Below are 23,799 nucleotides of genomic sequence, written 5' to 3' on the forward strand. Positions count from 1 at the left end.
TCAGGACATCCCGGGGAGAAGTTGGATTATTAGGTCGATGAGTTTGATCCCGATGAACGGGGCCACGATGCCGCCGAGGCCGTACAGGCACAGGTTGCGGCTCAACAGCTTCGAGGCGCTGCTCGGGGTGTAGCGGACACCCTTGAGGGCCAACGGGATCAGCGCGATGATCACCAGCGCGTTGAAGATCACCGCCGACAGGATCGCCGACTGCGGGCTGTGCAGCCGCATGATGTTCAGCAGGTCCAGGCCGGGGAACAGGGTGACGAACAGCGCCGGGATGATCGCGAAGTACTTCGCGATGTCGTTGGCGATGGAGAACGTCGTCAGGGCGCCGCGGGTGATCAGCAGTTGCTTGCCGATCTCCACGATCTCGATCAGCTTGGTCGGGTCGGAGTCGAGATCGACCATGTTGCCGGCCTCTTTGGCCGCCGAGGTGCCGGTGTTCATCGCGACGCCGACGTCGGCCTGCGCCAACGCGGGAGCGTCGTTGGTGCCGTCACCGGTCATCGCGACGAGCCGGCCACCGGCCTGCTCGCTCTTGATCAGCGCCAGCTTGTCCTCCGGGGTGGCCTCGGCGAGGAAGTCGTCGACACCGGCCTCGTCGGCGATCGCCTTGGCGGTCAACGGGTTGTCGCCGGTGATCATCACCGTGCGGATACCCATGCGGCGCATCTCGTCGAAACGTTCCCGCATGCCTTGCTTGACGACGTCTTTGAGGTGGATGACGCCAAGGACTTCGGCCTTGTCGGTCACCTGCCCCACCACAAGCGGAGTGCCGCCTGCCGCGGAGATACCGTCGACGATGTCGCCGAGTTCCGCCGGCACCGTGCCGCCTTCGGCACGCACCCAATCCGCGAGGGCACCGGCTGCGCCCTTGCGCAGCTTCTGGCCTTCGAGGTCGACGCCGGACATTCTGGTGGTGGCGCTGAACTCGACCCATTCGGCGTGCGTGAGCTCACCGGGGGTGCGCGCCCGCAGACCGAAATGTTCCTTGGCGAACACCACGATCGACCGGCCCTCGGGTGTTTCGTCGGCCAGGCTGGACAGCTGCGCGGCGTCGGCGAGCTGGTCAGGCGTCACCCCGGCCAGCGGGAGGAACGCGGAGGCCTGCCGGTTGCCGAGGGTGATGGTGCCGGTCTTGTCCAGCAGCAGGGTATTCACGTCGCCTGCGGCCTCCACCGCACGGCCAGACATCGCGAGCACGTTGCGCTGCACGAGGCGATCCATGCCGGCGATGCCGATGGCGCTCAACAGGGCACCGATCGTCGTCGGGATCAGACACACCAACAGCGCGACCATCACGATGCCGCTGACACCGTTTGCGGTGAGCGACAAGGTGTCCGGTACCCCCGGGTTGTTGGCCTTGGAGTAGATGGCCAGTGGCTGCAGGGTCGCGACGGCGAACACGAAGATGATCGTCAACGCGGACAGCAGGATGTTCAGCGCGATCTCGTTGGGCGTCTTCTGCCGGTTGGCGCCCTCGACCAGGGCGATCATCCGGTCGATGAAACTCTCGCCGGGCTTCTGGGTGATCTTGACGACGATGCGGTCGCTGAGCACCGTGGTGCCACCGGTCACTGCGGACCGGTCGCCGCCGGATTCGCGGATCACCGGGGCGGATTCACCGGTGATGGCCGATTCATCCACCGAGGCAATGCCTTCCACCACGTCGCCGTCGCCGGGGATGGTCTGGCCGGCTTCGACCACGACGATGTCGCCGAGGGTGAGCTGGGGTGCGGGGACCTGTTCCTCGGCGCCGGAGGCGCTGAGTCGGCGGGCCATGGTGTCCGCCTTGGTTTTCCGCAATGATTCGGCCTGGGCCTTGCCGCGACCCTCGGCGACGGCTTCGGCGAGGTTGGCGAACACCACGGTGAGCCACAGCCATCCCACGATCAGCCAGCTGAACCAACTGGGCGCCACGATCGCCAGCACCGTGCTCCAGACGGCGCCGAGCTCCACGATGAACATCACCGGGTTGCGCCACAGCGTGCGCGGGTTGAGCTTGCGGACCGCGTCGGGCAATGCCCGCCACAGCATGGCCGGGTCGAGCAGTCCGCCCTGAATAGTGTTCGCGGGCTTGGGTTTGGTGTGGTCGGGGACAGCTCGTTGAGCCGTGTGAACAGACATCAGTGAATTCCTTCGGCGAGGGGCCCGAGCGCCAGCATGGGCAGGAAGGTGAGGGCCACCAGGATCAGGGTGACTCCGGCGACCATTCCGACGAACTGTGGCCGATGGGTGGGCAGTGTGCCGACCGACTCGGGCGTGGAGCCCTGGCAGGCCAGCGAGCCCGCCAGCGCCAGCACCAGGATGATCGGCAGGAAGCGGCCGAACAGCATCGCCAAACCCAGGGCGGTGTTGTACCACTCGGTGTTGACGCTGATGCCCGCGAAGGCCGAGCCGTTGTTGTTGGCGGCCGAGGTGAACGCATAGAGCACCTCCGAGAGCCCGTGCGGCCCGGTGTTGAGCATGCCGTCGCGTTGGCCGGGCAGCGCCATCGCCACTGCGGTCCCGGTCAGCACGATCAACGGCGTCACCAGGAAATAGCTTGCGGCAAGCTTGATTTCGCGGGGAGTGATCTTCTTGCCGAGATACTCCGGGGTGCGTCCGACCATCAGGCCGGCGACGAACACGGTGATGATCGCCAGGATCAGCATGCCGTACAGGCCGGACCCGACACCACCCGGCGCGACCTCGCCGAGCTGCATGTTGAACATCGTCATCATGCCGCCGAGGCTGGTGTAGGAATCGTGGAACGAGTCGACCGCACCGGTGGACGTCAGCGTCGTCGACGCCGCGAACACGGCCGAATCGGCCACCCCGAAGCGCTGCTCGACGCCCTCCATCGCGGCACCGACCGCGGTGGGCACGGTGCCGTGGTGCTGCAGCTGGAACAGCATCGTCAGGCTGACGCTCAGGGTGGCGATGACGCCCATCACGGCCACGATCGCGTACCCCTGCTTGGAGCTGCCCACCATGCGACCGAAGGTGCGCGGCAACGCAAACGGGATCAGCAGGATCAGGAAGATCTCCACCCAGTTGGTCCAGGTGGTCGGGTTCTCGAAGGGGTGCGCCGAGTTGGCGTTGAAGAAGCCGCCGCCGTTGGTGCCGAGTTCCTTGATCACTTCCTGACTGGCGACGGGCCCGCCCGGGATGGTCTGTTGGGCGCCGCTGAGCGTGGTGACGACGGTGTCGTGCAGCGCGAAGTTCTGGATGACGCCCCCCGCAATCAGCACGATAGCGCCGACGATCGAGATCGGCAGCAGGATGCGGAGGCTGCCCCGGACCAGGTCGGCCCAGAAGTTGCCGAGCTCCCCGGTGCGCAGCCGCGCGAAGCCACGCACCAGCGCGATCGCGACGGCCATGCCGACCGCGGCGGAGACGAAGTTCTGCACCGCCAGGCCGGCCATCTGCACCAGGTGGCCCTGGGTCGTCTCGCCGGAATAGGCCTGCCAGTTCGTGTTGGTGACGAAGCTGACGGCGGTGTTCCAGGCCAGCGCCGGGGTCATCGGGGTGGCCGGGTCATTCAGGTGCAGCGGCAGCCTGCCCTGCAGCAGTTGCAGGCCGAACAGAAACAGGAGGCTGACCGCCGAGAACGCCAGCACACTGCGGGCATAGGAGCCCCAGGACTGTTCTGCCCGTGGGTCCGCGCCGATCAGCCGGTAGATGAACCGTTCTGGGCGCGAGTCCTTTTCCGTCGTGTACACGCGGTACATGTAGTCGCCCAGTGGCCGGTGTACCAGTGCGATGGCCACGATGAGCAAGGCGAGGAATCCGATCCCCGCGGTAGTGGTAGTCACTAGAACCTTTCGGGGAAGAGCAGTGCGGCGAAGACGAATACGGCGATGAGGATCACCAGAATCAGGCCGACGATGTTCTCGTAGCTCACAGCCGTTCGACCAACCTCTGCACCAGGCCGAGGAGGGCGAAGATCGCCACCGTCAGCAGGACGTACACCAACACGGACATGCAGTCTCCCGTTAAGACACGTTTACAGGCCACCGTGTTTCGGCGGCCTGACCCAGGATCTGCCCAGCTCAGCCCCCTGGACACGGTCTTGACGGATTCTTTACGCGGCCGCAGCTGTCCTTAACGGTCTTCTTTCGCGACGACGCTGCGGACCCGGCGGCAGCCGGGGAAAACGGGATGCGTCCGGGGCGTCCCGGTTCCTACGATCAGACGGTGGCTACCGAGTTGAGTCGTGGCTTGAGCACCTGGGTGGGCGCCATCGCCGACCGCCCGGTGCCGGCCACGGCTCTGGGTGCGCTCGGCGTGTCCACCTCGGGCTTGTTCGTCGCCATCTCGAGCACCTCGCCGGGCACGGCGTCGTTTTTTCGCTGTGTCTTCGCCCTGCCGTTGCTGGCTCCGCTGGCGGTCGCGGAGTGGCGGCGCCGCGGAGCGCCGACGATGCGGGCACAGTTCTGGGCAGCCACGGCGGGCGTGCTGTTCGCGGCCGACGCGTTGTTCTGGACCCAGGCGATCTACGAGGTCGGCGTCGGGCTTTCGGCGGTGCTCGTCAACACCCAGGTTGTCATGGTGCCGCTGCTCGCCTGGCTGATCGACCGTGAGGGCTTGAGCAGGCGGTTTCTGGCGCTGCTGCCCGTCGTCATCGTGGGTGCGGTGCTCACCGGAGGGGTCCTCGAAGACGGGGTAACGGGGTCGGCGCCGGTCGCCGGAACGGTGCACTCCGCGCTGGCCGCGTTGTGTTACTCGGTGTTCTTGTTCCTGCTTCGGCGCGGTGGTGCGGATCAGCCGCCGGTGCAGTCGTACGTGACCATCATGGTGTCGGCGGCGGTGGCTGCCCTCATCGGCGGAACCTGTTGGGGCGGTGTGACTCTCACCCTTGGTTGGGGTCAGGCGAAATGGCTTGTGCTGACCGCTGTTTGCGGTCAGGTGCTCGGATGGTTGTTGGTGGCGCTTGGTAGCCCGTCGTTGCGTGCCGAGGTGAGCTCGGCATTGCTGCTGCTCACCCCGGTCGGTGCACTGTTGCTGGCCGGGGTGGTGCTCGCGCAGGTGCCCTCGGTGCTGCAGATGGTCGGCTGCAGCCTGATCCTGGGCTGTGCGTATGTCATCACCGCAAGGTGGTGACCGCTGTCAACGGGGCATCAAGGTTTGCGCTCAGCCTGTCAAGACCCTGCAAGGATGCTGGAATTTGTGGCCTTCCGCGGCGGAATCTCGGGGTGAACACCCACGGCATCCGGCCGGGGGGATTCAGAGGAGGTTCTCAGTGACGCTGTCGATGGGCCTGCGACCGGTTTCGCCCGTACTGCCCCCGGTGTCCCGACGGTTGCTCGACATGGTCGAGATATCGCTACGAGCAACGGCTTTGAGCGACGGCGCAGTGGCCAAATGGGTACGTGAGCACAGCGTCGCCGTCGAAGTGCGCACCGGTTCGGAGCTCAGCACCGCGATCGGGGCCAGTATCCACCCGATGCGCCTGCTGGTGCATGCCGACGGGATGACCGCCGACGAGTTGGTGTTCTGCACAGCCAATCTCGGGGCGGGTCGGCTGGTGGTGACGACGGTCGAGCACGTCGAGCTGCTGGCGTCGGCCGCTGTCCCGCACCGCAGGCAACGGGTGTTGATCGGGATGCCGAGCGTCGCCGCAGCCGATGTCGTCAGCGCGGTGCTGGCCGGTCCGCGGCTCGATCTGGTGGGACTGTCCGGTGAAATCGGTTCGGGGGCGCACCATTTCGTGAGATGTTCGGCGGCGGTGGGTGACCTGCTGGTGGAGATGGCCGGCATCCGTCGCGAGCGTGGCGTGGTGCTGACCCGGATCGCGCTCGGCGGAGAATTCGCCTGCTTCGGCGGTGACCTGTACGGATGCGCCGAGGAAATCGAGGCCACCCTCGACGATGCGTGCGCGACGCTGCGTTTCCCGCGCCCGATGGTGGTCATTTCGGCCCAGCGGTGGTCCTGAACCCCGCCCAACGTGTGCGAACCCTGTACAGCCGCCTGGTCAGGGTCATACATTGAGCCGTGGGCCCAAAACGGCCCGGGAGCCGGTCTCGCACTCAGTCGGCGCCGAACGGGCCGCTTCGGGTCCTGGTCATCGGTGCCGGGGTAGGTGGCGTCTCCATCGCCCGGGGATTGCTGCGGGACGGACATGACGTCACCGTGTTCGAGCAGCGCCCGGATGTACAGGCCGGTGGCGGTGCCGTGACCATCTGGCCCAACGGCGCGACGGTGCTGGGACAGCTGGGCGTGGACATGGACGGGGCCGGCCAGGAGCTGTCCACCGTGCGGGTCGTGACATCCACGGGTCGCCCCCTTGCCACGTTGAACACGTCCACGATCATGCACCGCCTCGGTGAGCCCGTTCGGATGGTTCCGCGTCAGGTCTTGCTCGAACGGCTGCTGAAAGGCTTTCCAGCCGAACGGATTCGGTGCAACGCCCACGCCGTCGGCGTGGTCAACACGGGCACCGTCGCACGGGTCGATTTCGCAGACGGCCACGCGGCCGAAGCTGATCTGGTGATCGGCGCCGATGGCCTGCATTCGACGGTTCGCGGTGTCGTCGGGGCCCGAAGGCCGGAGCCGACCGGCTGGTGCAGCTGGCAGGGGCTGGCCGCGCTTCCCGACGGCGCGGACAGGCACGTCGCGTTCGTCGTCATCGGTGAGCACGGAAACCTCGGCCTGTGGCCGGCCGGCGGCTCCGATGTCCAGTGGTGGTTCGACCTGCCGTGGTCGCCGGACTTTGTCAGGCCGGCACGCCCGATCGACGTGATCCGGTCCACGTTCACCGGATGGTCCGAGCTGGTCGACCGTGTACTCGCCACGCTCACCGACGATGACCTCGCACATTCGCCCTATCCCCATTTCCGGCACCCGATTCCCGGACCGGGCCACGGCGCACTGACCTTGCTCGGCGATGCGGCCCACACCATGCCACCGACGCTGGCGCAGGGGACCAATCAGGCACTGCTCGACACGATGGTCCTGTGCAGAGCGCTGTCGGATTTCCAGCGCAATGCCCATCGCGACCTGTCCGGCGCGCTGCGCTGGTATGAGAAGACGCGCCGACACCGCGTTGCGGTCGTGTCCCGGGTGGCGTCGCTGCAGGTCTCGCACGGTGAGGCGGTGCTGGGGCCCGCGGCGATGATCCCGGACCGGTTCATGACCTGGGCGCTGGCCACGTTCTTGCAGTCGACGAGTCACCGCCGGATGGCCGCGGACATCAACCACCATATGGCGGTCGCGACGAGCTGCCGCCCGCGATGAACGCGGTTCGGGTCCGGGGCGCGATCGACGATCCCTCTCGCTGGCTCTGGCTCGTCAAATGGTGTGTGCTGGCCGTTCCGCACTACCCCATATTGATCGCCCTGTACCTGGTGTATCCATTGCTGACCATCGTTGCGGGCGTGGCGATCCTGGCCACCGGGCGCTATCCGCGGCCCATCTTCGACTTCAATGTCGGGGTGCTGCGCTGGTCCTGGCGAGTGATGAACTACCGGTTCCCGATGAACAGCACCGATGTGTACCCGCCCTTCACCCTCACCGCGCGGCCCGACTATCCGGGCGAACTCGACGTCGACTATCCGGAACGACTCATCAAGTGGATGGTGCTGGTGAAGCCTTTGCTTGCGCTGCCGCAGATCATCATCTGCTGGGCGATGGAGCCGTTGCTGCAGGTGCTGTGCGTGATATCCGCGGTGCGGTTGTCGGCCAGGGGCACGATTTCGCCGGGCATGTTCGACCTCCTGATGGGGATCGTCCGGTGGCGTTACCGCGTGGCCGTGTACGTGTCGTTGATGCGCGACGAATATCCACCGTTTCGTCTGGATCTGGGTTGAACCATTGGCCGCCGGCCGACGTGCCCAAGAGTGTGGGTGGTCCTATCCACCCAGGAAGGGTGGGATTCCCATGAAAACAGCAGCCAAATTCGTCAGCGTGTGTGCCGCCGCGCCGATCGCGGCCCTCTGTTTCGGGGTAGGAACCGCATGGGCTGACACGTCGACGGGCGACGAGTCGCCTACCGCGGCGGCGACGCAGCAACCCCGCACGGGCGGGCTGGCGGTGTCGACCAACGGTCGCAACCTGGTGCAGCTGGGCGGCAGCACGGCGACCACAGCGGGCCGCAGCACCGCCATCGCGTTCGACCTGCCCGGCGCGAACGCCAGCACCGCCACGGCCAACGGGGACAGAAACTTCGTCCTGGCGATCAACGGCAGCAACGCACGGGCTGACGGCGACGGAAACTTCGTCTTCGCGGGCGACGACAGCACCTCCACCGCGACCGGCGACAACAACGACGTCCGGGCCGCCTTCGGCAGCACGAACCGGGTAACCGGGAACGACAACACTTCCTACGCCATCCCGAACAGCCACGCGGTGGTGAATGGGGACAACAACCTCGCGGTGTCACTGTGCGGAGGCAACGTGAACTTCTCTGGCCAAGGCCAACGCGTCACAAGTGCACCCTGCCTGGGAGGATGAATCTGAAGCACCGTAATCCGTTGTTCCCGTACGTGTACCGGTTCGGTATGCCGGTATTCGACCGCCTGTTCTACCGCCGGTACCGGCGGGAGGCGATGAGCCATGCCACCGGCAGGCTGCTGATCGTGGGGCTCGGCCCGGGCACCGATCTGATGTTTCTTCCCGCGGCGGTGACCTCGGTTGCCGCGGTCGAGCCGGAGGCCGCGATGCGGCGGATGGCTGCCGCGTTGGCGCGTCGCATCGGCGTTGACGCCGACATCGTCGACGGGGTCGGGGAGTCGATGCCGTTCCCGGACAACAGTTTCGACTCGGTGCATGTGGGGCTGGTGTTGTGTTCGGTCGACGATGTGGCGGCGACTCTCGGCGAGATCCGGCGGGTGCTTGCGCCGGGAGGCAGATTGGTGGTCCTCGAGCATGTCCGCGGGGACGGTGTGATGGGCCGGTTCCAGGATCTCATCGCCACGCCGTGGTCATGGTTGGCGTCCGGGTGCGAGCCCAACCGCCGCACCGTCGAGGCCATCGCCGCGGCCGGATTCGACACCCGGGGACTGCGGAGCAACCGGCGGACGTTGGTGCCACCGCCGTGTACGCCGCATCTGCAGGGCGTCGCTATTCGACGCTGACGGCCTCAATGATGTTGAGCCGCGCCGCACGCCGTGCGGGCGGGACGGAGCCGAGCAGGCTGATCGCCAGCGCCCCGAGGGTGAAGACCAGCGCCATCGGACTCGGCCGGAAGGTGACGTCGAAGTTCATGATGTCGCCGCTGACGAGGCTGAACAGCCACTGATCGATGAGGCCGACGCCCAGCCCCAGGACACCGCCCACGACGCCGATGGCCGCAGCCTCGGCCAGCACCATGCCCAGGGTGTACCGGCGGCTGGACCCCATCGCCCGCAGCACACCGATTTCGCGGCGTCGTTCGAGGACCGACAGCGTCAACGTGTTCAGCAGTGCGACCCCGGCGACGAACACCACGATGATCCATACGGCGTTGGCGATGAGCATGCTCTGATGCAGCGGCGCTTCGAGACCGGCCAGCGCGGTGCGGCCGTCGTAGGTGTGGTTCGGGGCGGGCACCACACCGCGGATGTCAGCCAGCAGTTGGCCGGGATCGGTGCCGTCGGCGGCGGTGATCTGCAGTGTGGTCACGCCCGGGCGGTTGAACCACTCCCGCATCTGGTTGAGGCTCATCCCCACAGTTCCGATGACGGTCGAGAAGTAAGGCACCAGGGCGAGCACGGTGGTCGGTTGCGGACCGTGGGGCGTTTGCAACTGCAGCTCGTCGCCCACGTCGACGCCGAGGGTCTTGCCCAGATTCTGGGAGAGCACCACCCCGCGGCCGGCGAGGACGTCGCGGCGCACGGGTTCGTCGAGAGCGCGGAACAGCGGATCATGGGTGCCCGACGCGAACCCGTCGAGCATCACGCGGGTGCCGCCGACGACCGCGAACCCGGAGGAGCCTTCGGTGACGTCGGCGACACCCGGCACCGCTGCCACCTTCTCGGTAAGTCCCTGTGGCAGAACGTCGGTGGGATACCGGTCGGGCGAGTTGGCGCTGACCATGACGTCGACGTCGGCGACCGGTGCGAAGATGTCACGGGCGGATCGGATCATGTCGTTGTTGGTGCCGGTGATCACCACGGTCGTGACCACGGCGATGAGCACCGTCATCACCGTCGCCCACACGCGCCGCGGTGCGCGCTCGATCGTCGCCGCCGCAAGGGCCCCGGCCGATCCGAAGATGCGGGCCACTGCGGCAGTGGATTTCACGATCGGCCCGGTGAGCGCGAAACCCAGCGCGATCTGGGCCGTGAACAGCGCCGCAATGGCCACGAACGCCAGCGAGCCCGGTTGGTAGAACACGATCAGGATCGAGGCCGCCAGCACCACCACGGCAGCGACCCCGCTGACAATGCGCAACCAGCGCGCCACGGTGTCGGCCGCCGAAACGCCAACCGGCGCCAACGCTTCGATCGGTGACACCTTGTACACCTGCCGGGCGGCCATCGCCGACGCGGCCACACTGGTGAGGACTGTCGCGACGATGGCCGCCGGGATCGCGTAGCCGGGCAGCCAGTATTCGATGCGGGCTTCGAGTCCCTGGGTGACTGTCGGCGGTAGGCGGCCGATCGCCAAGCGGCCCAAAGCTATTCCGAGGGCCGATCCGATGGCGCCGCCGATCAGGCCGAGGATCGCGGCCTCGGCGAGCATGTCGCGAACGATGGTGACGCGTCGGCCGCCGATCGCGCGCAGCATCGAGATGACCGGGCGCCGTTGGGCGATCGCCATGGTCATCGTCGTGTAGATCAGGAATGCCCCGACCACCAACGCGACCGCCGCGCCCATCAAGGCCATGTAGTTCATCAGCTTGACCCCATCGCCGGCCCGCGCCGCCCGCAGGCTCGGGTCAGCCACGATGGCCCGGTCTGCAACCGCGGCGGTGACCTGGCCGCGAACCGTGGCGAGATCCGCACCCGGTGCCGTGGTGATGAGGATCGAATCGAGCTGGCCTTGCCGTCCAGTGACCTGCTGCGCCAACGGCAATGGGGCGAGCACGTAGTGTCCGCCGTTGAGGTCGGCGAGTTGCTTGCCTTCGAGTACTTCGGCGACGGTGACCGAGCCCGAGCTGAGCTGGAAGGTCTCACCTTTGGCGTGGCCGACGGCGGGGCCTACCCGGACACCCTCGGCGGCTGTGGGCGCCTGGAGTTGGACTCCGACCGCGTCTTTCAGGGCGCCTTCCAATGCGCGACTGCGATCGTCGGCGCCGAACAGCAGGACCGGCTCCGACGCTGTGGGCGCGGACATCCGGATCATCGGTGCCGCGGTCGCGACACCGGGAACCTTGGCCACGTCGGCCAACACCGCTTCGGGGAAACCCGCATCGGTGATACCCGACACCTCGAGCGCGGCGACGCCGGCGACACCGTCCGCCAACCGGTTGACCGATCCGGTGATGGACCCGAAGATGCCGAAGATTGCGACGAGATACATTGCGGATACCGCCATTACGGCGATCGAGGCGATCGTGCGGCGACGGTGCACAATAAGCTCACGCAGGCTGAACACCCGTAGCCTGCTCGTTGCCGCGGCGATCGCCTGTCTCACCCTGGTGCCACTGACATCTCGTCGGAGCCCAGCCGGCCGTCCTGCAAGGTGATCACCCGATCGGTCGCCGCGGCGGCCTCGGCGTTGTGGGTCACCATCACGACCAGCCGGCCGCCGGCTTCCTCGTGTGCGACCTCGGCAAGGAGCGTCAGGATCGCGGTGCCCGTGGTGGAATCCAGGTTGCCGGTGGGTTCATCGGCGAGGATCAGCGGTGGGTCCATCATCATGGCCCGGGCCACCGCGACCCGCTGCATCTCGCCACCGGACAGCTCCGCCGGCCGGTGCTGGGTCCGATTCCCGAGGCCGACCCGGTCCAGCAGGTTCACCGCGTCCGGTTTGACCTTGCCCAGGCGGATGCCGTCGAGCAGCTTCGGGACCGCCACGTTCTCCCACGCCGACAGCGTCGGCAGCAGGTTGAAGAACTGGAAGACAAACCCGACCCGATGGTGGCGGAACTCGGACTGCTGCTCGTCGCGCAGGCTGCCGATCTCCTCGTCGTCGAACGTGATCGACCCCGAGTCGGGGGAGTCCAACGCACCCAGCAGATGCAGCAGCGTGCTCTTACCCGCTCCCGACGGTCCGACCACCGACACAAACTGCCCGCCGGTGAGTTCCAGGCTGATTTCGTCGAGTGCGCGCACGGTCTGCCGACCAACCCTGTACTCGCGCACTACATTGCGGAGTTCGATGGTCAGTTGGTGCTTCGACGTATCGGCGCTGTCCAGTCTTCTGATGATGGCCTCCCGCGAGACCGGCTATCCGGAGCTTACTCCGCACGCCCTCGCCCAACGTGAGGTTGTTTGCGAGATTCTGGCCTCGACTCGCACACAACCTCACGTTCGCGGCGGTGTCAGATGGCAACGGTCGGCGGGGACCACGCGTGACCGGGTTCCATCGGACTTGCCCGTTGTCGACTGTCACCGTTGGTTTGACAGAATCCGCGCCTTGTCTGCCCCTGGACTGCCACCATCACGCAATTCAGGGGAGTGGCCGCGCACGCTGCCGCGTCTCGTCCAGGTACGGTGCTATCGATCGCAGGCGATGCAGGCGAAGCCCCCATAGCCCAATTGGCAGAGGCAGCGGACTTAAAATCCGCACAATCAATGGTGTGCAACATCTGGCAGTAGTTTGCTGCGGTACGTATATGCCCGTTGAACTGCGGATACTGCGACTGCTACTGACTGAGGCCGTTGGTTGATTGCGGTATCGCTGCGGTCGATACTGCGGTATTTTGACCGCAGAGCAGACGTATCACGTTTGCCGGAAATCGCTAAGGAGAAACCAATGACCACTTTCCGGGCAGGCGACAAGATCCGCAGGCGCCCTGACGCGCCACGTACCGGTGTCGACACCCCCGGGGCCTGGACTGTTACCCATGTGTTCGGTCCTGTCCTGCGTATCCGGCAAGGCCGGCGGGTCAACGTCGTCCTCGGCGCGAACTACATCACCGAGCGGCACGCCCGGGTCATCGCCGCGCATGCCGAATCGGTTCGCCGTGTCGGTGCTGAGCGGGTGGCCCGGCTAGCGCGCCTGTGGGCGGCCGAACGATGAGCACGACGACGCCCTACCTCAAAGATTGCGAAACTGCACTGCTGAAAGCTCGTGGGTCGGCGCATTCGGCGCGGGCAGAACTGTCGGGCGCGCGGGCGACTCGAACCGCACAGTTGGCCGACCAGATCGAAGCCTCGCTGGCATGGGTGCAGCGAATCCAGTTCTACGCCAAAGCTGACGAGGTAGCGGCGCGATGAGGGCGGCGGCGATGGCGTTGATTGTTGCCGCCGGGTTCGTGATCTTCGGGCTGTACTTCGGCGATGAGGTTAGAGCCGACCCGCTGCCAGCCTGCCAGTACGAAGACGGCAACCCCGATGGTCAGCCGTGCATGTGGACCAGTCCCCGCACGGGGAAGACGTATTACAACGACGGGTCGGAGTACCGGAACTAGCGCACCCTGAGACACGAAACCGCCCCCTACCCAACTATTCTGGGTAGGGGGCGTTCGTCGCTCTGTGGGCTGCTCAGGGGGCGGTTTCTAGCCCTCCACGGCCTCAAGGTCGGGATCGGTCGTGATATAGACGTAGGTGCCATCGGCCCGCAACGTCTTCACATCGACCAAGCGTGACGGAATCCGCGCCGGCTCGTATGCATCGAGATCCTTGGCGTGAATGGTCGCGCCAGCCGCCAGCAGCGCCGCCCACGCATTGTTGTCGGAATCCCATGCATTCCACGGCGCCCGGTAGTCCTCACATCCTGACGCGTCGACCGTCAACCCGAACGCCAGAGATTTCGACTTCGGACTCCGTGACCCGGCCACGGAATCGCTGGCCGCGGGATGCGCGACGCCAGCGTTCATGGCTGCGCCGACCAACGGCACCAGCAGGGCGTCCAACTCTGCCGAATGGGTTGCGGCTGCCTGCCAAGCCTTTTGGACTTTCAAGTCGTTCAGGGCGAGGATGTCATGCGCCGAGGTCGTCGGATCGACCAGACCTGCCGCGACCGTCAGCGCGGCTGCTGCGGTATTGAACCTCTCCTGCACAGCCTCATAAGTGGCGGCAGCATCCGCCCGGACGATGCTAGCCAGCCGGTGCGCAACCGCCTTCTCGACGAACCCGTTCAGACGTTCGACGCTTCCATGCTCCGCGATCGCCTGGGCACGCAGGGACGCCAGGGCATCATCGTCATCCCCGGCGATCAGGGCGTCGACCAGGCGGGCCGACACGGGCTTGTCAAGATTCTTGAACGCCGCCAACCGGCTAGCCAGCTCCGCGTGCTCATCGGGCGCCGCGAACCCCGCTTTCGCGAGGATCTGGGTGCGGACGGGCTGACGCTGAAAGCCGGGCGAGTCAACGGATTTGAGCTGAATGGTCATAAGTTGGTTCTCCTAGATAAGTTGGGTCGATGGGTTAGCGCTGGGGTCCGTACCAGAGGTACGACGTGTTCTGATTGTCGAGCAGCTCCGCCAGCAGCTCATTGTTTGACTTGTTCGAGCGGAGCAACGATTTCTTCTGATCCGCGGTGAGCTCGCCGGGTGAATTACCGGCGCTTGGGACGACATTGCCCTTGCCGAGCGGTTCCGGTTCGGCTTCCTCGGAGGGTTCCTCAACCTCGGGCGGCGGGAAAGCGGCAGCCCAGATACGTGCGATGCGATCCACGGCAAGCTCGGGGGGTTGATAGTCGGTCATGTTGGTTCTCCTTGCGTTGGAAGTGATTTACAGCCCGAATAGGGGCTTGCCATCTTCTGGGCTGTAGGCCAGGGCCAGAATCAGTGCACGCTTCTGGTCGTCGGTGAACTTCCAGGATTCGCCGGTCACCGGATTGATCAGACCGTGTGCAGATTCCTCATCGGAAAGATTGCCCTCAGCCCACCTGATCAACAACGGGCCGAGTGAATTGGCGATCAGGTGGTGCTTCTCATTGGGATCGGCTGGCCACGGCAGCGACGACCACGCGCCGGTCCGGGGATCGTCGATATGAAGTTCGGTCATGTTGGTGGTTCTCCTCAGCAGTTGTTGAATGATGGGCACAGTTCGCCCGGCCCGCTGACGGGTCGGTGGCAGCGGTGGCAATGAGCGGGAGCGACCCAGCACTGACATTCGGGGTCGCCTTCACACGGGATGAACGTTCCGGTACTCCAGTGCTTGCGCCGGAAGTCACTCTCGTTGTCGAGCATCCCCTGGGACTCCAGCCACAGCAGGCCGTCGAATTCCGGCGCACCAGGCACATAGCGCGGGTCACGCTTCGGCCGGTGCGCCGACCCTGACTTCTCGAAAGTCATTTCCCACTCCTCATGCGGTACTGGCCCGCCTTCACGTGCCGCTCGGACTTCGGGATCGTGGCCCACACAGTCAGGGCGCCGATATGGTCGGCGATGGACTTCAACTGGATACGGCGCTCAGCCGCCAACTTGATCAACAGCGACGTACTGACATCGGGGTCGACTAGACGTTCGGTCAGCCGCTCAGCCAGATCGGCAGCAGCCTCCGCGGCGGCAAGATGCTGTAGCTCCCGCTCGTCCCAATCGAGGCGGTCCGGGTCGCCGTGACGTTCCTCGGACACCCGCACCAACGCGGCATCGAGTTGTTCGCGCAGCTTCTGTGCTGCGGTACGTTTACGTGGCATAGTTACACTCCAAGCAATAGTTGTAAGGTACGAATAGGTACCTGATCGGTAAGGTTCAAGACGAACCTCACCCCTTCCGACCAGCGGCGGAGCACTGTCTGGGGGTTCAGGTTGAGATTCCTGTGCTAGCAGGCTGTGGCTGTCCGACTATGTGGCCCGCGGGCCGCTGGACGGTAGCCAGGGGCGGGTGCCCGGGCCTCTGACCTGCATGTATGCCGATTTTCGTGTTTGCTGTGCCTGTTTTGTCGCACAACCGTTCGACCGACCCGACTCAGGTGCGGTCCACGCGGCCCTGTGCGCCACGCTGAGCGACGTTTACAGCTCGCTGGTGTGATCGTTGCTCTGGCCTTCGAGCAGCTCGCAGCAATCTGCGAGAGCGTCGCTAACCAAACGGCTAGTGGCACCGTCAAGGCGCCACGTCCATTGCCGACCATCGGGGCCGGCCATTGCTCTGCGAATGATCACGCACTCGTCGATGGGTTCGATGGTGATGGTGTCGCCGGCCGAGCTAATGGTGATCACGAGTCGACCTCGTGGAATATGTGGCCCAACTCGATCAGGTCCGAGACCCTGTCGACCATCGCCAAGGCCTCGGTCTCCGTCATGCGATGGCCAAGCACGAGCAGGTCTCCCGATGAGTGACGCTCTACTTGCGGGCCAGTGGCACAGATCGCGCATACCCGACTCGGCCTGTGAGTTGATCTTGTTTTGCAGATGAGGCACCTGCTGGCATTGCGGGCGCGGCGGCTCACTCGTCTGCCTCGGTGATATCGACCAGGGCATTCGAGACGGCGATCGCGAGGGCTTCATTGAGGATTAGGCGCAGCACTTTCCCGTTGCCGAGAACCCTGCGGATCTCGATCAGGCGGGCACCGCCCTGCTGTCGACCCACGTGGACATCGCCGCGTTCATCGTGGATGACGATCATGCGACCTCGGCCAGCAGCGCCAGGGCCACATCAACGGCGACCGCATCAGTCAGCGACATCCATGCGCGCCCGCCCGACAGTTCACGGGACAGTTGCAGCGTGCCGTCGCGCATACGCCTGATGAGCAGCGGCGGGCCGCTCACCAGCGGCACCGAGGTGGCCGCACATGCCGTCGAGGTAGCGCCAGCCTCAACCAGGCCAAGTACCGCCTTGGCGACGGGTTCGACGTCTGGCCCGTCGAATACCAACAGGCTGGTCCCGTTGCCGCCGACGCTGCGAGATACCCGGAAGCCGCCGCGGCGAGTTCGTTCTATGGAGATCGGGCGGTCCCCAGCTGTAATGATTGTCATCGTGAATCCTGTCCTCTGGTGAATAGGGAGGACCCCGGCGGAGCGCAGGTGCGAAGGGGATCGACACGCGCGCTCAACGCCGGGGTCCGTTTTGGTGGCAGCCCCGATCAACTAACTGCGCACCGTCACCGCGTCGATGCGGTGTTTTTTCGCCGGCGGAGCGGATCATCCGTATAACCCGTTGATCGCGACGAAGTCTTTTACGTGCGGCCCTCCAGACGTTCAATCGCGTCCATGATCGAGTCGCAAATGCGCTTCCCGGACTCGGTGTCGAAGAACACGCCGCCGCGAACCTCGCCACCATCGGCACGCTGACGTGCAATCCGCAGAAGCGTCCCATTGTCGTTTACCGAGAGTTCGTAGGGTGGGCCTACGTTCGCGGGAATTTCGACTATGTCAAGGTTCACTTGGCCTCCCATCGGCAGTGCGACGGTGTGACCGCGGTCGGGCCACTACGGGTGATCGATACGTGAACAAGATGGCCATCATGATTGGCCGTCCAGCCATTCGCGTCAGCGGTAAGCGGCACAGTCTCCAAGCCGTCGCGGGTGGACACAAGTATTCCTAGCGGTGTCATTGATTCCTCTATGTTGAATATTCGCGCTGATATAAGCGCCCTATTAAAGTTTCGGCCTAAGAAGTGCTGTCCAGCCATTGCCGTCCAGCAAGATGCCGACCACGATGCCGCTACTGGTCGGGGACGAATTCAAACTGGCCGCCTCCCCAAGCGTCGCGGGCATTACACTCCGCGTGCCAGCAATCCCACACATCGCGGCGTAGCCGCGTGTAAAAGTGGTGCTCATACAAATCAATGGTCTCACCGCACTGCTTGCAAGGTGCCGCTCCGAACATGGCATCGCAATGCGTAGGTTCTATATGCTCGGCGGAATTGTTCGGGTTGCCTTCCATCTGCCCACCAGGAAGTACATCAACCTCATCGCCACTACCAATAGGCGAACCTGTCCAGCAGTCATCAGTATCGAAGTGATGTATCTCGATACTTCTCTTTTCTGGAAAGCCATCTTTTAACCCGACCACCTCCCGGGGCGCGCCAGCGCCCCCGGACTTATCAGTAGGCTGTCCATTGGTACCACCCACATCACTGTCACTCGATTGGCTTGTTAAGCCATCAGAACTGGTATTGATATGGTGGGGGTGCACAGTTGTGCACTGTTGAGAACCTGGTAAAACGGTGTCATCTGCACCCTTGAGAACTTCTTTCATGGGTGCAGCCATGCCACCTTGAGCAGACTCTGGAAAGCGCCATACAGACGCGCCGGCATTGCGCCTGCCACGCTTGACCAGGACGATGATGTGGCGCGCCCTAGCCCATGACAACACCCGCTTAACGGTGTCCACGCTGCAGCAGCAATCCTTGGCGAGCAGCCCATTGCCGGGATATGCCGACGTGCCGTCGGGGTTCGCGTAGTCGAGCAGCGTTACCAATACCCGGTAATAGGTGTCCGACGGGAACTTGAGGCCGTGCAGGCTCTTTAGGTATGTGAATTTGTAGCCTCTACTTGTGGTCACTCTTTATCGTCTTCCCTGCCGCTACGCGGCTGCCTTGACTAGTCATTTCATGGATAGCGTCTAGCACCCCTGCTAGTTCGTCTGCAGCAAGATGGACGCGACTGGCACCCTGGTGCAAGGTCACGCCGTTGTCGCGCCGGAGTGCAATATAGGTGGGTGCACCACGGCCGAGATCGACTTTCATATTCCCATTCCCCTACTCATCGACGGCATCGGTACCGATGGCATCGAGTAATGCGCGGCCTTCGCGGGAGCGCTGACGCCAGCGGGCCTGCCGTTCCCTACGGCACTCAGGGCAATATTTTGCACTTGGAATTTCCGGGTGCAGATCCGGCTTTGAGCAGCGCATGGTTAAACCTCCAATGTGTCGGCGACGTACTATCGATAAAAAAACACGAGGAATAGATCCTCTACTAATACCGGGATTCGGGACTACTAACCGACCTGCGGTTTCCTGCCATTCTGTGGTTTTCTTGACACAGCGTTACGGCACTGTTTGCACCACGGATGTAAACCGTCCTTGGCGTCAGCCTTGGGTGAGAAGTACTGCAGTCCCTTTGACCGCTCGCACTTGCTGCAAATCTTGCGCGGACCCTTATTGTCACCGAGTGGGGGAATGTACTCGAACGTGTCGCCGTAGTCATCCTCATCGTCAATATGACGCATCAATGACCGGTGCCGCCCGATTGTTCCTTCCTGATCGTGGATAAGCATCTCCGCGATGGGGTCGGCCAGTTCATCCACTACCCGGGTCACTCCGCCTGCGGCCCGACGATTGGCGCGGTCCCGTGCTCGGCGAATACGTTGCTTGCACTTATTGGAGCAGTAGACCTTGACCTTGGTGGCCGGCTCTGCATTGAGCAGGCAGCCATTGCATTCACACTCCGCGAACGGCGCTGTGAATTCGCACGGGACACCACGGGAAGGGTGGATGATCGGGGACCCGCAAAAACACGTCAGTGCGAACCCGACGGGACGGCGCATTTGCGTGGTGACGAAGACACCGTGGGCGGCCGTCATGAACATGCCGACGACTTCCCCCGGGGTGGCCTCTTCGCGGTGGTCGTCCCATACCCGGGGCGCAGTAGGGCCTCGGTGGCCGGGGAAGGCTGTGGCCCTCCTGCGCCCGAATTCCCTCTCAAGCTCGCCACGGGCAAGTCGGGCGGGCAGCTGGTCGACCCGCCTGCCCAGTTCGATCCAGGGGTCGACCCGCTCCGGTTCCTCGGCCCGGATCACCGGGCTTGCCGCCCGTACTCCTCCAGCCGGCCGACCACGTCTCCGATCACCTCAAGGCAGGTGCGCATCTCGGTGGCCGCCGCTGCTGCAAGCTCCGGGGTGCATGTCTTGTCGAACTCCCCGGCGAACGCGGCCGACAGGCCTGCGGCCATGCCGACCAACGACGTCCGCGAAGCGTCGAGTGCGCGCACTTGCGTCTTGGACCGTGGGTGTCGCTTGGTCGGCGGATGACCCTCGGGGAGCGGTTCGTTCTCCGCTTTGCCCCGCTCCAGCTCAGCTGCTCGCCGCGCCTTGTCGGCGGCGGTGTTGCGGGGCTGGGGTGTCAGTTCACCGGAGGCGATGCGCTCCGCGAGGGATGCCTTACTGCGTGTCCGACCATCTCCACCTACCCGCTTATCCAACTGCGGAATTTCCGCAGTTGATTCCAGTTCACGTCGAACCGCGCCAGCGGTCTTGTCGGATGCCTTGGCGCGCTTGGCATGCTGACGGTCCGACAGCTCAGGCTCGGCCTTGATGGATGCCGCGAGGATGGTTCGTTTCTGCTCGCTGGTCAGGTGACGGCGATGCACGTTCAACGACAAGATCAGCGGAACAAGATCGTCCTTGAACGCCGGTGAGAACAACTCCGTCACCGGCGAAACACCCGCCAACTGGCACGCCTTGAGACGATTTCGGCCGTCGATCACCACCGTTGATGTACAGGACTCGTCGGTGTAGGCCACCACGATCGGCACCTGTAACCCGTTCGCCTTGATGTCCTGAGCCAGCTCGTCAATCTCGGCGTCGGACATCATCGGGAATATCTCGGCTGCCGGGTGCACGGGCAAGTTGGCCCAATCGATGGCGCTCATCGTGGCCCCGTTTGATCGCCCTCGAAGAAGCCATTGACGTAGGTCTCAAGATCTTGACGTCTGTAAAATCTGCGCCGGCCGATACGCGCAGATTTCGGCCCAGTGCCCTGGTGATGCCAGTAGCGCAACGTGGCTTCACTCCATGGGTATTCGGCCGCAACCTCGGCCATGGTTAGCAGTCGCTTTTGGGCGGTCTCGGTCATTTGGTCGCTCCCCGTGTGTTTTGGTGTCCTGCGGTACCGGTCGGCATCGCTGTAGAGACCAACCGTAGCAGTGAGCAAACGTTGAACGCGGTGTGTGGAGGTGTGTGTTCATTCATCTAAACGGCCAGGTGGGACCACGTTAGCGTGTCAACACGCTAACGTTGCGGAGTCCTATCGACAGGCTTACTGGCAAATATCTTCTCAAGGTCTACTTATGCTCGCTCTTATCGGCGGTGCGGACTACTGCGGTAGTCTCCGGCTATGACTATCCGCAACCCACGCGAGGGCTTAGACGATCGCTGGAGGAAGAGAGTCAAGGGTCCAGACGGGAAGATGATCACTACCGACTCACCACTCAAGGGCAGGGTGTCCCGCTGGCGGGTCAGGTGGGTGGACGAATCGGGCTCTGAACACTCAAAATCGTTCCAGCGCAAGCCGGATGCTCAAACGTTCCTCAACGGGATAAAAGCTGACGTGCACCGCGGTGAGTACATCAACCCGAATAAGGCGTCGGAGTTGTTCAGGGATATCGCAGAGGCTTGGTTTATCACTAAGGCGCACCGAAAGCCTAAGACTCTGGCGGGATATCGATCTATCTTGGACAACCTTGTGCTGCCCAAGTGGGGGGATATCCCCATAAGAAAGATTGACTACGCCAGTTACTCGCAGTGGCTCGGCACCTTATCAGTTGACGGCTCACAGTCGGGGACCCCCCTAGGTGTGAGCAGAATCACACAGACTCATCAGTTGGTCGGCGCAGTCCTGCGCTACGCGCAACGTACCGGAAAGATTGCGAAAAACGTTGCGCTAGAGGTGAATCGATCCGAAGACCTGCCCGAACCGGTCGAGGCGGAGCGCCGATACCTCGGCCACTCCGAGCTGCTGCGGCTCGCCAACGCATCGGGGCGATTCGAGACGCTGACGCTGGTGCTGGGCTACTGCGGCCTCCGGTTTGGAGAGGCGGCAGCGTTGCGACGTAGGCACGTGGGGGACCGGGAGCTGACCATCAGGGCATCGGCCACCGCCGTGACAGGCCAGGGGGTCGTGGAAACCACCACCAAGACGAAACGAGTGCGGCAGGTGCCGGTACCCGCCCCCGTGTGGAAGCGGCTCAAGGACGAGCTGCCCGACGATCCTGACGAGCTGGTGTTCCCGTCGCACAAGGGTGGACACCTACCCCTCGGGGAGTACAGGTGGGCGTTCGACAACGCCTGCAAGTCGGCCGACATCACCGGCCTGACCCCGCACGGACTGAGACACACCACAGCATCGCTGGCGATCAGCGCGGGCGCCAACGTCAAGGTGCTGCAGCGGCTCCTGGGACACGCCACAGCGTCCATGACGTTGGACCGATATGGTCACCTGATGGATGAGGACCTGGGCAAGGTTGCTGACCAGTTGGGTAAGGCGATCGATGCCACTGCGGTCACATTGCGGTATTCAGAGCCCGATTCCGGCACCGGATCGGACAAAAACATCCTCTGAGCTGCAACGCCCCCATAGCCCAATTGGCAGAGGCAGCGGACTTAAAATCCGCACAGTGTCGGTTCGAGTCCGACTGGGGGCACGGCATGACGCCTGCTAGAGGCGTTATTGGGGCGTCGTGGGTTCGCGGGGAGGCCGAAAAAGGACATGAAATGGACGCGGTGGCGCGAAAGCACTGCGGGGGTGTGTTAACTGGCTACCTTGCCCTTAGCCCAAGCCCAGGCCGTTAAGTTCCACTCTCCGCTGATCTTGCGAAGCGCGAGCGTAAAGACCGAGCCGGTCTGCGTGACCTGCGTGCCCCGAAGGTCGAACGTCATCGTGGCGGGAACGACGACATAGGCGTAGTCGCCAGTGACATCGACATGGCGCGGCTCGCCAAGCGTGATGCTGTAGTCAGATGCGCCAAGGTGCTCGCCTTCGGCCAGCACGTCGCTATACCAGTCGTCGCTGGCTGTCGGTCCCTGCCAAACGTGCGGCGACATTCCATCAAGTATCTGCATTGGATCAGCACATGCCGCGGTCATCGCCTTCCGGTCACCATTGTTGAAGGCATCGACGTATCGAAGCACCGCCGCCATCGGGTCGTTCGTCGTCATGTGAGGAAAGCATGCCAGCTTCGGGGCGGCGATCGCCCGAATCAGTTAATGGTATCGGGGGTCTGAGATGCGTGATATCCGCACAGTGTCGGTTCGAGTCCGACTGGGGGCACCGGTATCGGTGTTGGTAGCGAAGATATTTGGCACCAAACCAAAGGCTCGCTGGCGGCGCCGGCCTTCACGCGACGGCAGGACGGCTAGTGCACGGTCCCTGGCTACTTCGGCGTCTTCGGCGGTTTGTACGGGCGAGGCTTGGGCGCCAGGCCCTTCTTTGTCGCCCCTTTGGTGTTCGAGTAGTAGGGGTCTTCCTTTTTGGTGACCACGGCCGTCCCTCGCTATTGGTCGATGCTGCTACCGCCGGGCACTGTCCTTGGCACTGGATTGCAGCCGTCAAGATTCGCACCCGACTCCATCACCGTTTCTATCCAGACCGTAGACATCGTCTCCCACCACAGTTACTGGACCCGAAACGTATTCCGGACCGTTACCGCTACCGCCTTCACAGTCGACATCACTGGCGACCGGAACGCAGGCTCCCGAGTAATTAGAGTCGCAGAATGAGGTTTGCTCTATCGCTATATCTGGACCCAGGGATTGCCCAGTCTCTACATCGCCACGAGCAGCGCCTGCTGCTGGAATGAGGACAATGCCCACTACAAACATAATTATCAGCATTGTCAATTTATTCATGCGGCAAATCGTATCTCGGTCAGTGTCGCCGGATAGTGCGTTTGCTAATATTCCGTTCGAGCCGCCGCTATCCCACTCGCACACGCGACACGGCTGCCCTCTCGGTTTTGCGACCAACAACCCCACCCACGGCGGAATCTTCTACCGGCACGGTGGGACGCCGACCGCAGTGCACGCCAGAGACGGCCTGCACGGGCTAGTGTCCTGAGTCATTAATTCTGATGCAGTAGTTGCCGATGCTGGTGAAGATTTGGTCGGCAGTCTTGGTCCAGA

At 64.0% G+C, this 23,799-nt stretch carries 28 protein-coding genes and 1 tRNA gene; 11 read left to right on the top strand and 18 right to left on the bottom strand.

The window, feature by feature from the left end; translation table 11 throughout:
• The 3 genes from kdpB to M1247_RS29580 are packed head-to-tail and all read right to left on the bottom strand — an operon-like array spanning nucleotide 1 to nucleotide 3,889.
• On the bottom strand, nucleotides 1-2,130 hold the full coding sequence (gene kdpB / locus M1247_RS29570; RefSeq protein WP_317159969.1) for a potassium-transporting ATPase subunit KdpB: 2,130 nt from the start codon (nucleotides 2,128-2,130) through the stop codon (nucleotides 1-3).
• Nucleotides 2,130-3,800, bottom strand: coding sequence for a potassium-transporting ATPase subunit KdpA (kdpA, locus tag M1247_RS29575; RefSeq protein ID WP_317159970.1), 1,671 nt, complete (start codon nucleotides 3,798-3,800; stop codon nucleotides 2,130-2,132). Before kdpA ends, kdpB begins: the two co-directional genes overlap by 1 nt.
• Entirely contained in the window at nucleotides 3,800-3,889 is a 90-nt protein-coding gene (locus M1247_RS29580) for a potassium-transporting ATPase subunit F (RefSeq protein WP_317159971.1), read from the bottom strand. Before M1247_RS29580 ends, kdpA begins: the two co-directional genes overlap by 1 nt.
• A 293-nt stretch (nucleotides 3,890-4,182) precedes the next feature.
• On the opposite strand from M1247_RS29580, the gene M1247_RS29585 reads away from it, so the two are divergent.
• From M1247_RS29585 to M1247_RS29610, 6 genes are all read left to right on the top strand, one after another.
• Nucleotides 4,183-5,088, top strand: a complete 906-nt coding sequence (locus M1247_RS29585) for a DMT family transporter (protein ID WP_317159972.1) — start codon at nucleotides 4,183-4,185, stop codon at nucleotides 5,086-5,088.
• A 139-nt stretch (nucleotides 5,089-5,227) separates the two neighbouring features.
• Nucleotides 5,228-5,920, top strand: coding sequence for a type III PLP-dependent enzyme domain-containing protein (locus M1247_RS29590; protein ID WP_317159973.1), 693 nt, complete (start codon nucleotides 5,228-5,230; stop codon nucleotides 5,918-5,920).
• A 59-nt stretch (nucleotides 5,921-5,979) separates the two neighbouring features.
• On the top strand, nucleotides 5,980-7,221 hold the full coding sequence (locus M1247_RS29595; RefSeq protein ID WP_317159974.1) for an FAD-dependent oxidoreductase: 1,242 nt from the start codon (nucleotides 5,980-5,982) through the stop codon (nucleotides 7,219-7,221).
• Complete coding sequence (locus M1247_RS29600; RefSeq protein WP_317159975.1) at nucleotides 7,218-7,793, top strand: DUF4389 domain-containing protein; 576 nt, start codon at nucleotides 7,218-7,220, stop codon at nucleotides 7,791-7,793. The genes M1247_RS29595 and M1247_RS29600 overlap by 4 nt, the downstream gene beginning before the upstream one ends.
• A 70-nt stretch (nucleotides 7,794-7,863) precedes the next feature.
• Complete coding sequence (locus M1247_RS29605; RefSeq protein ID WP_317159976.1) at nucleotides 7,864-8,436, top strand: hypothetical protein; 573 nt, start codon at nucleotides 7,864-7,866, stop codon at nucleotides 8,434-8,436.
• Nucleotides 8,437-8,438: 2 nt separating this feature from the next.
• Nucleotides 8,439-9,059, top strand: a complete 621-nt coding sequence (locus tag M1247_RS29610) for a class I SAM-dependent methyltransferase (protein WP_317160005.1) — start codon at nucleotides 8,439-8,441, stop codon at nucleotides 9,057-9,059.
• On the opposite strand, the gene M1247_RS29615 is transcribed toward M1247_RS29610, so the two are convergent.
• Together M1247_RS29615 and M1247_RS29620 are read right to left on the bottom strand one after the other, a co-directional pair.
• A complete protein-coding gene (locus tag M1247_RS29615; RefSeq protein ID WP_317160006.1) occupies nucleotides 9,046-11,442 on the bottom strand; it encodes an FtsX-like permease family protein in 2,397 nt (798 codons plus the stop codon). The two genes, M1247_RS29610 and M1247_RS29615, sit on opposite strands and share 14 nt — an antisense overlap.
• Before the next feature lie 95 nt (nucleotides 11,443-11,537).
• On the bottom strand, nucleotides 11,538-12,236 hold the full coding sequence (locus M1247_RS29620) for an ABC transporter ATP-binding protein (protein ID WP_317160007.1): 699 nt from the start codon (nucleotides 12,234-12,236) through the stop codon (nucleotides 11,538-11,540).
• Between the two features lie 589 nt (nucleotides 12,237-12,825).
• Here M1247_RS29620 and M1247_RS29625 point away from each other — a divergent pair.
• From M1247_RS29625 to M1247_RS29635, 3 genes are read left to right on the top strand one after another with little or no spacing between them, the layout of a single operon-like run.
• Entirely contained in the window at nucleotides 12,826-13,092 is a 267-nt protein-coding gene (locus M1247_RS29625) for a hypothetical protein (protein WP_317159977.1), read from the top strand.
• Complete coding sequence (locus M1247_RS29630) at nucleotides 13,089-13,289, top strand: hypothetical protein (protein WP_317159978.1); 201 nt, start codon at nucleotides 13,089-13,091, stop codon at nucleotides 13,287-13,289. The genes M1247_RS29625 and M1247_RS29630 overlap by 4 nt, the downstream gene beginning before the upstream one ends.
• A gap of 11 nt (nucleotides 13,290-13,300) precedes the next feature.
• A complete protein-coding gene (locus M1247_RS29635; protein ID WP_317159979.1) occupies nucleotides 13,301-13,483 on the top strand; it encodes a hypothetical protein in 183 nt (60 codons plus the stop codon).
• Between the two features lie 87 nt (nucleotides 13,484-13,570).
• On the opposite strand, the gene M1247_RS29640 is transcribed toward M1247_RS29635, so the two are convergent.
• The 12 genes from M1247_RS29640 to M1247_RS29695 form a co-directional block, all read right to left on the bottom strand.
• Complete coding sequence (locus tag M1247_RS29640; protein ID WP_317159980.1) at nucleotides 13,571-14,407, bottom strand: hypothetical protein; 837 nt, start codon at nucleotides 14,405-14,407, stop codon at nucleotides 13,571-13,573.
• A gap of 34 nt (nucleotides 14,408-14,441) precedes the next feature.
• On the bottom strand, nucleotides 14,442-14,720 hold the full coding sequence (locus M1247_RS29645; protein ID WP_317159981.1) for a hypothetical protein: 279 nt from the start codon (nucleotides 14,718-14,720) through the stop codon (nucleotides 14,442-14,444).
• A gap of 27 nt (nucleotides 14,721-14,747) precedes the next feature.
• A complete protein-coding gene (locus M1247_RS29650; RefSeq protein ID WP_317159982.1) occupies nucleotides 14,748-15,023 on the bottom strand; it encodes a hypothetical protein in 276 nt (91 codons plus the stop codon).
• 14 nt (nucleotides 15,024-15,037) lie between these two features.
• Complete coding sequence (locus M1247_RS29655; protein ID WP_317159983.1) at nucleotides 15,038-15,313, bottom strand: hypothetical protein; 276 nt, start codon at nucleotides 15,311-15,313, stop codon at nucleotides 15,038-15,040.
• Nucleotides 15,310-15,657 (bottom strand): hypothetical protein, encoded by a 348-nt coding sequence (locus M1247_RS29660; protein WP_317159984.1) that lies wholly within the window; start codon nucleotides 15,655-15,657, stop codon nucleotides 15,310-15,312. Before M1247_RS29660 ends, M1247_RS29655 begins: the two co-directional genes overlap by 4 nt.
• A 315-nt stretch (nucleotides 15,658-15,972) precedes the next feature.
• Nucleotides 15,973-16,179, bottom strand: coding sequence for a hypothetical protein (locus M1247_RS29665; protein ID WP_317159985.1), 207 nt, complete (start codon nucleotides 16,177-16,179; stop codon nucleotides 15,973-15,975).
• A 226-nt stretch (nucleotides 16,180-16,405) separates the two neighbouring features.
• Nucleotides 16,406-16,585 carry a hypothetical protein gene (locus tag M1247_RS29670; RefSeq protein WP_317159986.1) on the bottom strand — a complete coding sequence of 60 codons (180 nt, stop codon included), beginning with the start codon at nucleotides 16,583-16,585 and terminating at the stop codon, nucleotides 16,406-16,408.
• Entirely contained in the window at nucleotides 16,582-16,935 is a 354-nt protein-coding gene (locus tag M1247_RS29675; RefSeq protein WP_317159987.1) for a hypothetical protein, read from the bottom strand. Before M1247_RS29675 ends, M1247_RS29670 begins: the two co-directional genes overlap by 4 nt.
• 687 nt (nucleotides 16,936-17,622) lie before the next feature.
• The gene (locus M1247_RS29680; RefSeq protein ID WP_317159988.1) at nucleotides 17,623-18,465 is read right to left on the bottom strand and encodes a helix-turn-helix domain-containing protein; all 843 of its coding nucleotides are present in this window, start codon (nucleotides 18,463-18,465) and stop codon (nucleotides 17,623-17,625) included.
• Nucleotides 18,466-18,900: 435 nt separating this feature from the next.
• On the bottom strand, nucleotides 18,901-19,701 hold the full coding sequence (locus M1247_RS29685) for a hypothetical protein (RefSeq protein WP_317159989.1): 801 nt from the start codon (nucleotides 19,699-19,701) through the stop codon (nucleotides 18,901-18,903).
• On the bottom strand, nucleotides 19,698-20,552 hold the full coding sequence (locus M1247_RS29690; RefSeq protein WP_317159990.1) for a ParB N-terminal domain-containing protein: 855 nt from the start codon (nucleotides 20,550-20,552) through the stop codon (nucleotides 19,698-19,700). Before M1247_RS29690 ends, M1247_RS29685 begins: the two co-directional genes overlap by 4 nt.
• Complete coding sequence (locus tag M1247_RS29695) at nucleotides 20,549-20,755, bottom strand: helix-turn-helix domain-containing protein (protein WP_317159991.1); 207 nt, start codon at nucleotides 20,753-20,755, stop codon at nucleotides 20,549-20,551. Before M1247_RS29695 ends, M1247_RS29690 begins: the two co-directional genes overlap by 4 nt.
• Nucleotides 20,756-21,475: 720 nt before the next feature.
• Between M1247_RS29695 and M1247_RS29705 the strand changes: the two genes are divergently transcribed.
• Complete coding sequence (locus tag M1247_RS29705; protein ID WP_317160008.1) at nucleotides 21,476-22,240, top strand: tyrosine-type recombinase/integrase; 765 nt, start codon at nucleotides 21,476-21,478, stop codon at nucleotides 22,238-22,240.
• 8 nt (nucleotides 22,241-22,248) lie between these two features.
• A tRNA-Leu gene (locus M1247_RS29710) sits at nucleotides 22,249-22,322 on the top strand.
• Between the two features lie 106 nt (nucleotides 22,323-22,428).
• Here M1247_RS29710 and M1247_RS29715 read toward each other — a convergent pair.
• Entirely contained in the window at nucleotides 22,429-22,836 is a 408-nt protein-coding gene (locus tag M1247_RS29715; RefSeq protein WP_317159992.1) for a nuclear transport factor 2 family protein, read from the bottom strand.
• Nucleotides 22,837-23,799 lie beyond the last annotated feature (963 nt).

The sequence above is a fragment of the Mycobacterium appelbergii genome, assembly GCF_032883035.1.
Lineage (GTDB): Bacteria > Actinomycetota > Actinomycetes > Mycobacteriales > Mycobacteriaceae > Mycobacterium > Mycobacterium appelbergii.

Coding starts and splice junctions, on each gene's coding strand:
- M1247_RS29690 (WP_317159990.1), bottom strand. CDS start 20,552: ATGAGCGCCATCGATTGGGCCAACTTGCCCGTGCACCCGGCAGCCGAG.
- M1247_RS29635 (WP_317159979.1), top strand. CDS start 13,301: ATGGCGTTGATTGTTGCCGCCGGGTTCGTGATCTTCGGGCTGTACTTC.
- M1247_RS29675 (WP_317159987.1), bottom strand. CDS start 16,935: ATGACAATCATTACAGCTGGGGACCGCCCGATCTCCATAGAACGAACT.
- M1247_RS29600 (WP_317159975.1), top strand. CDS start 7,218: ATGAACGCGGTTCGGGTCCGGGGCGCGATCGACGATCCCTCTCGCTGG.
- M1247_RS29660 (WP_317159984.1), bottom strand. CDS start 15,657: ATGCCACGTAAACGTACCGCAGCACAGAAGCTGCGCGAACAACTCGAT.
- M1247_RS29695 (WP_317159991.1), bottom strand. CDS start 20,755: ATGACCGAGACCGCCCAAAAGCGACTGCTAACCATGGCCGAGGTTGCG.
- M1247_RS29715 (WP_317159992.1), bottom strand. CDS start 22,836: ATGACGACGAACGACCCGATGGCGGCGGTGCTTCGATACGTCGATGCC.
- M1247_RS29615 (WP_317160006.1), bottom strand. CDS start 11,442: ATGGCGGTATCCGCAATGTATCTCGTCGCAATCTTCGGCATCTTCGGG.
- M1247_RS29640 (WP_317159980.1), bottom strand. CDS start 14,407: ATGACCATTCAGCTCAAATCCGTTGACTCGCCCGGCTTTCAGCGTCAG.
- M1247_RS29625 (WP_317159977.1), top strand. CDS start 12,826: ATGACCACTTTCCGGGCAGGCGACAAGATCCGCAGGCGCCCTGACGCG.
- M1247_RS29655 (WP_317159983.1), bottom strand. CDS start 15,313: ATGACTTTCGAGAAGTCAGGGTCGGCGCACCGGCCGAAGCGTGACCCG.
- M1247_RS29605 (WP_317159976.1), top strand. CDS start 7,864: ATGAAAACAGCAGCCAAATTCGTCAGCGTGTGTGCCGCCGCGCCGATC.
- M1247_RS29650 (WP_317159982.1), bottom strand. CDS start 15,023: ATGACCGAACTTCATATCGACGATCCCCGGACCGGCGCGTGGTCGTCG.
- M1247_RS29670 (WP_317159986.1), bottom strand. CDS start 16,585: ATGATCGTCATCCACGATGAACGCGGCGATGTCCACGTGGGTCGACAG.
- kdpB (WP_317159969.1), bottom strand. CDS start 2,130: ATGTCTGTTCACACGGCTCAACGAGCTGTCCCCGACCACACCAAACCC.
- M1247_RS29645 (WP_317159981.1), bottom strand. CDS start 14,720: ATGACCGACTATCAACCCCCCGAGCTTGCCGTGGATCGCATCGCACGT.
- M1247_RS29630 (WP_317159978.1), top strand. CDS start 13,089: ATGAGCACGACGACGCCCTACCTCAAAGATTGCGAAACTGCACTGCTG.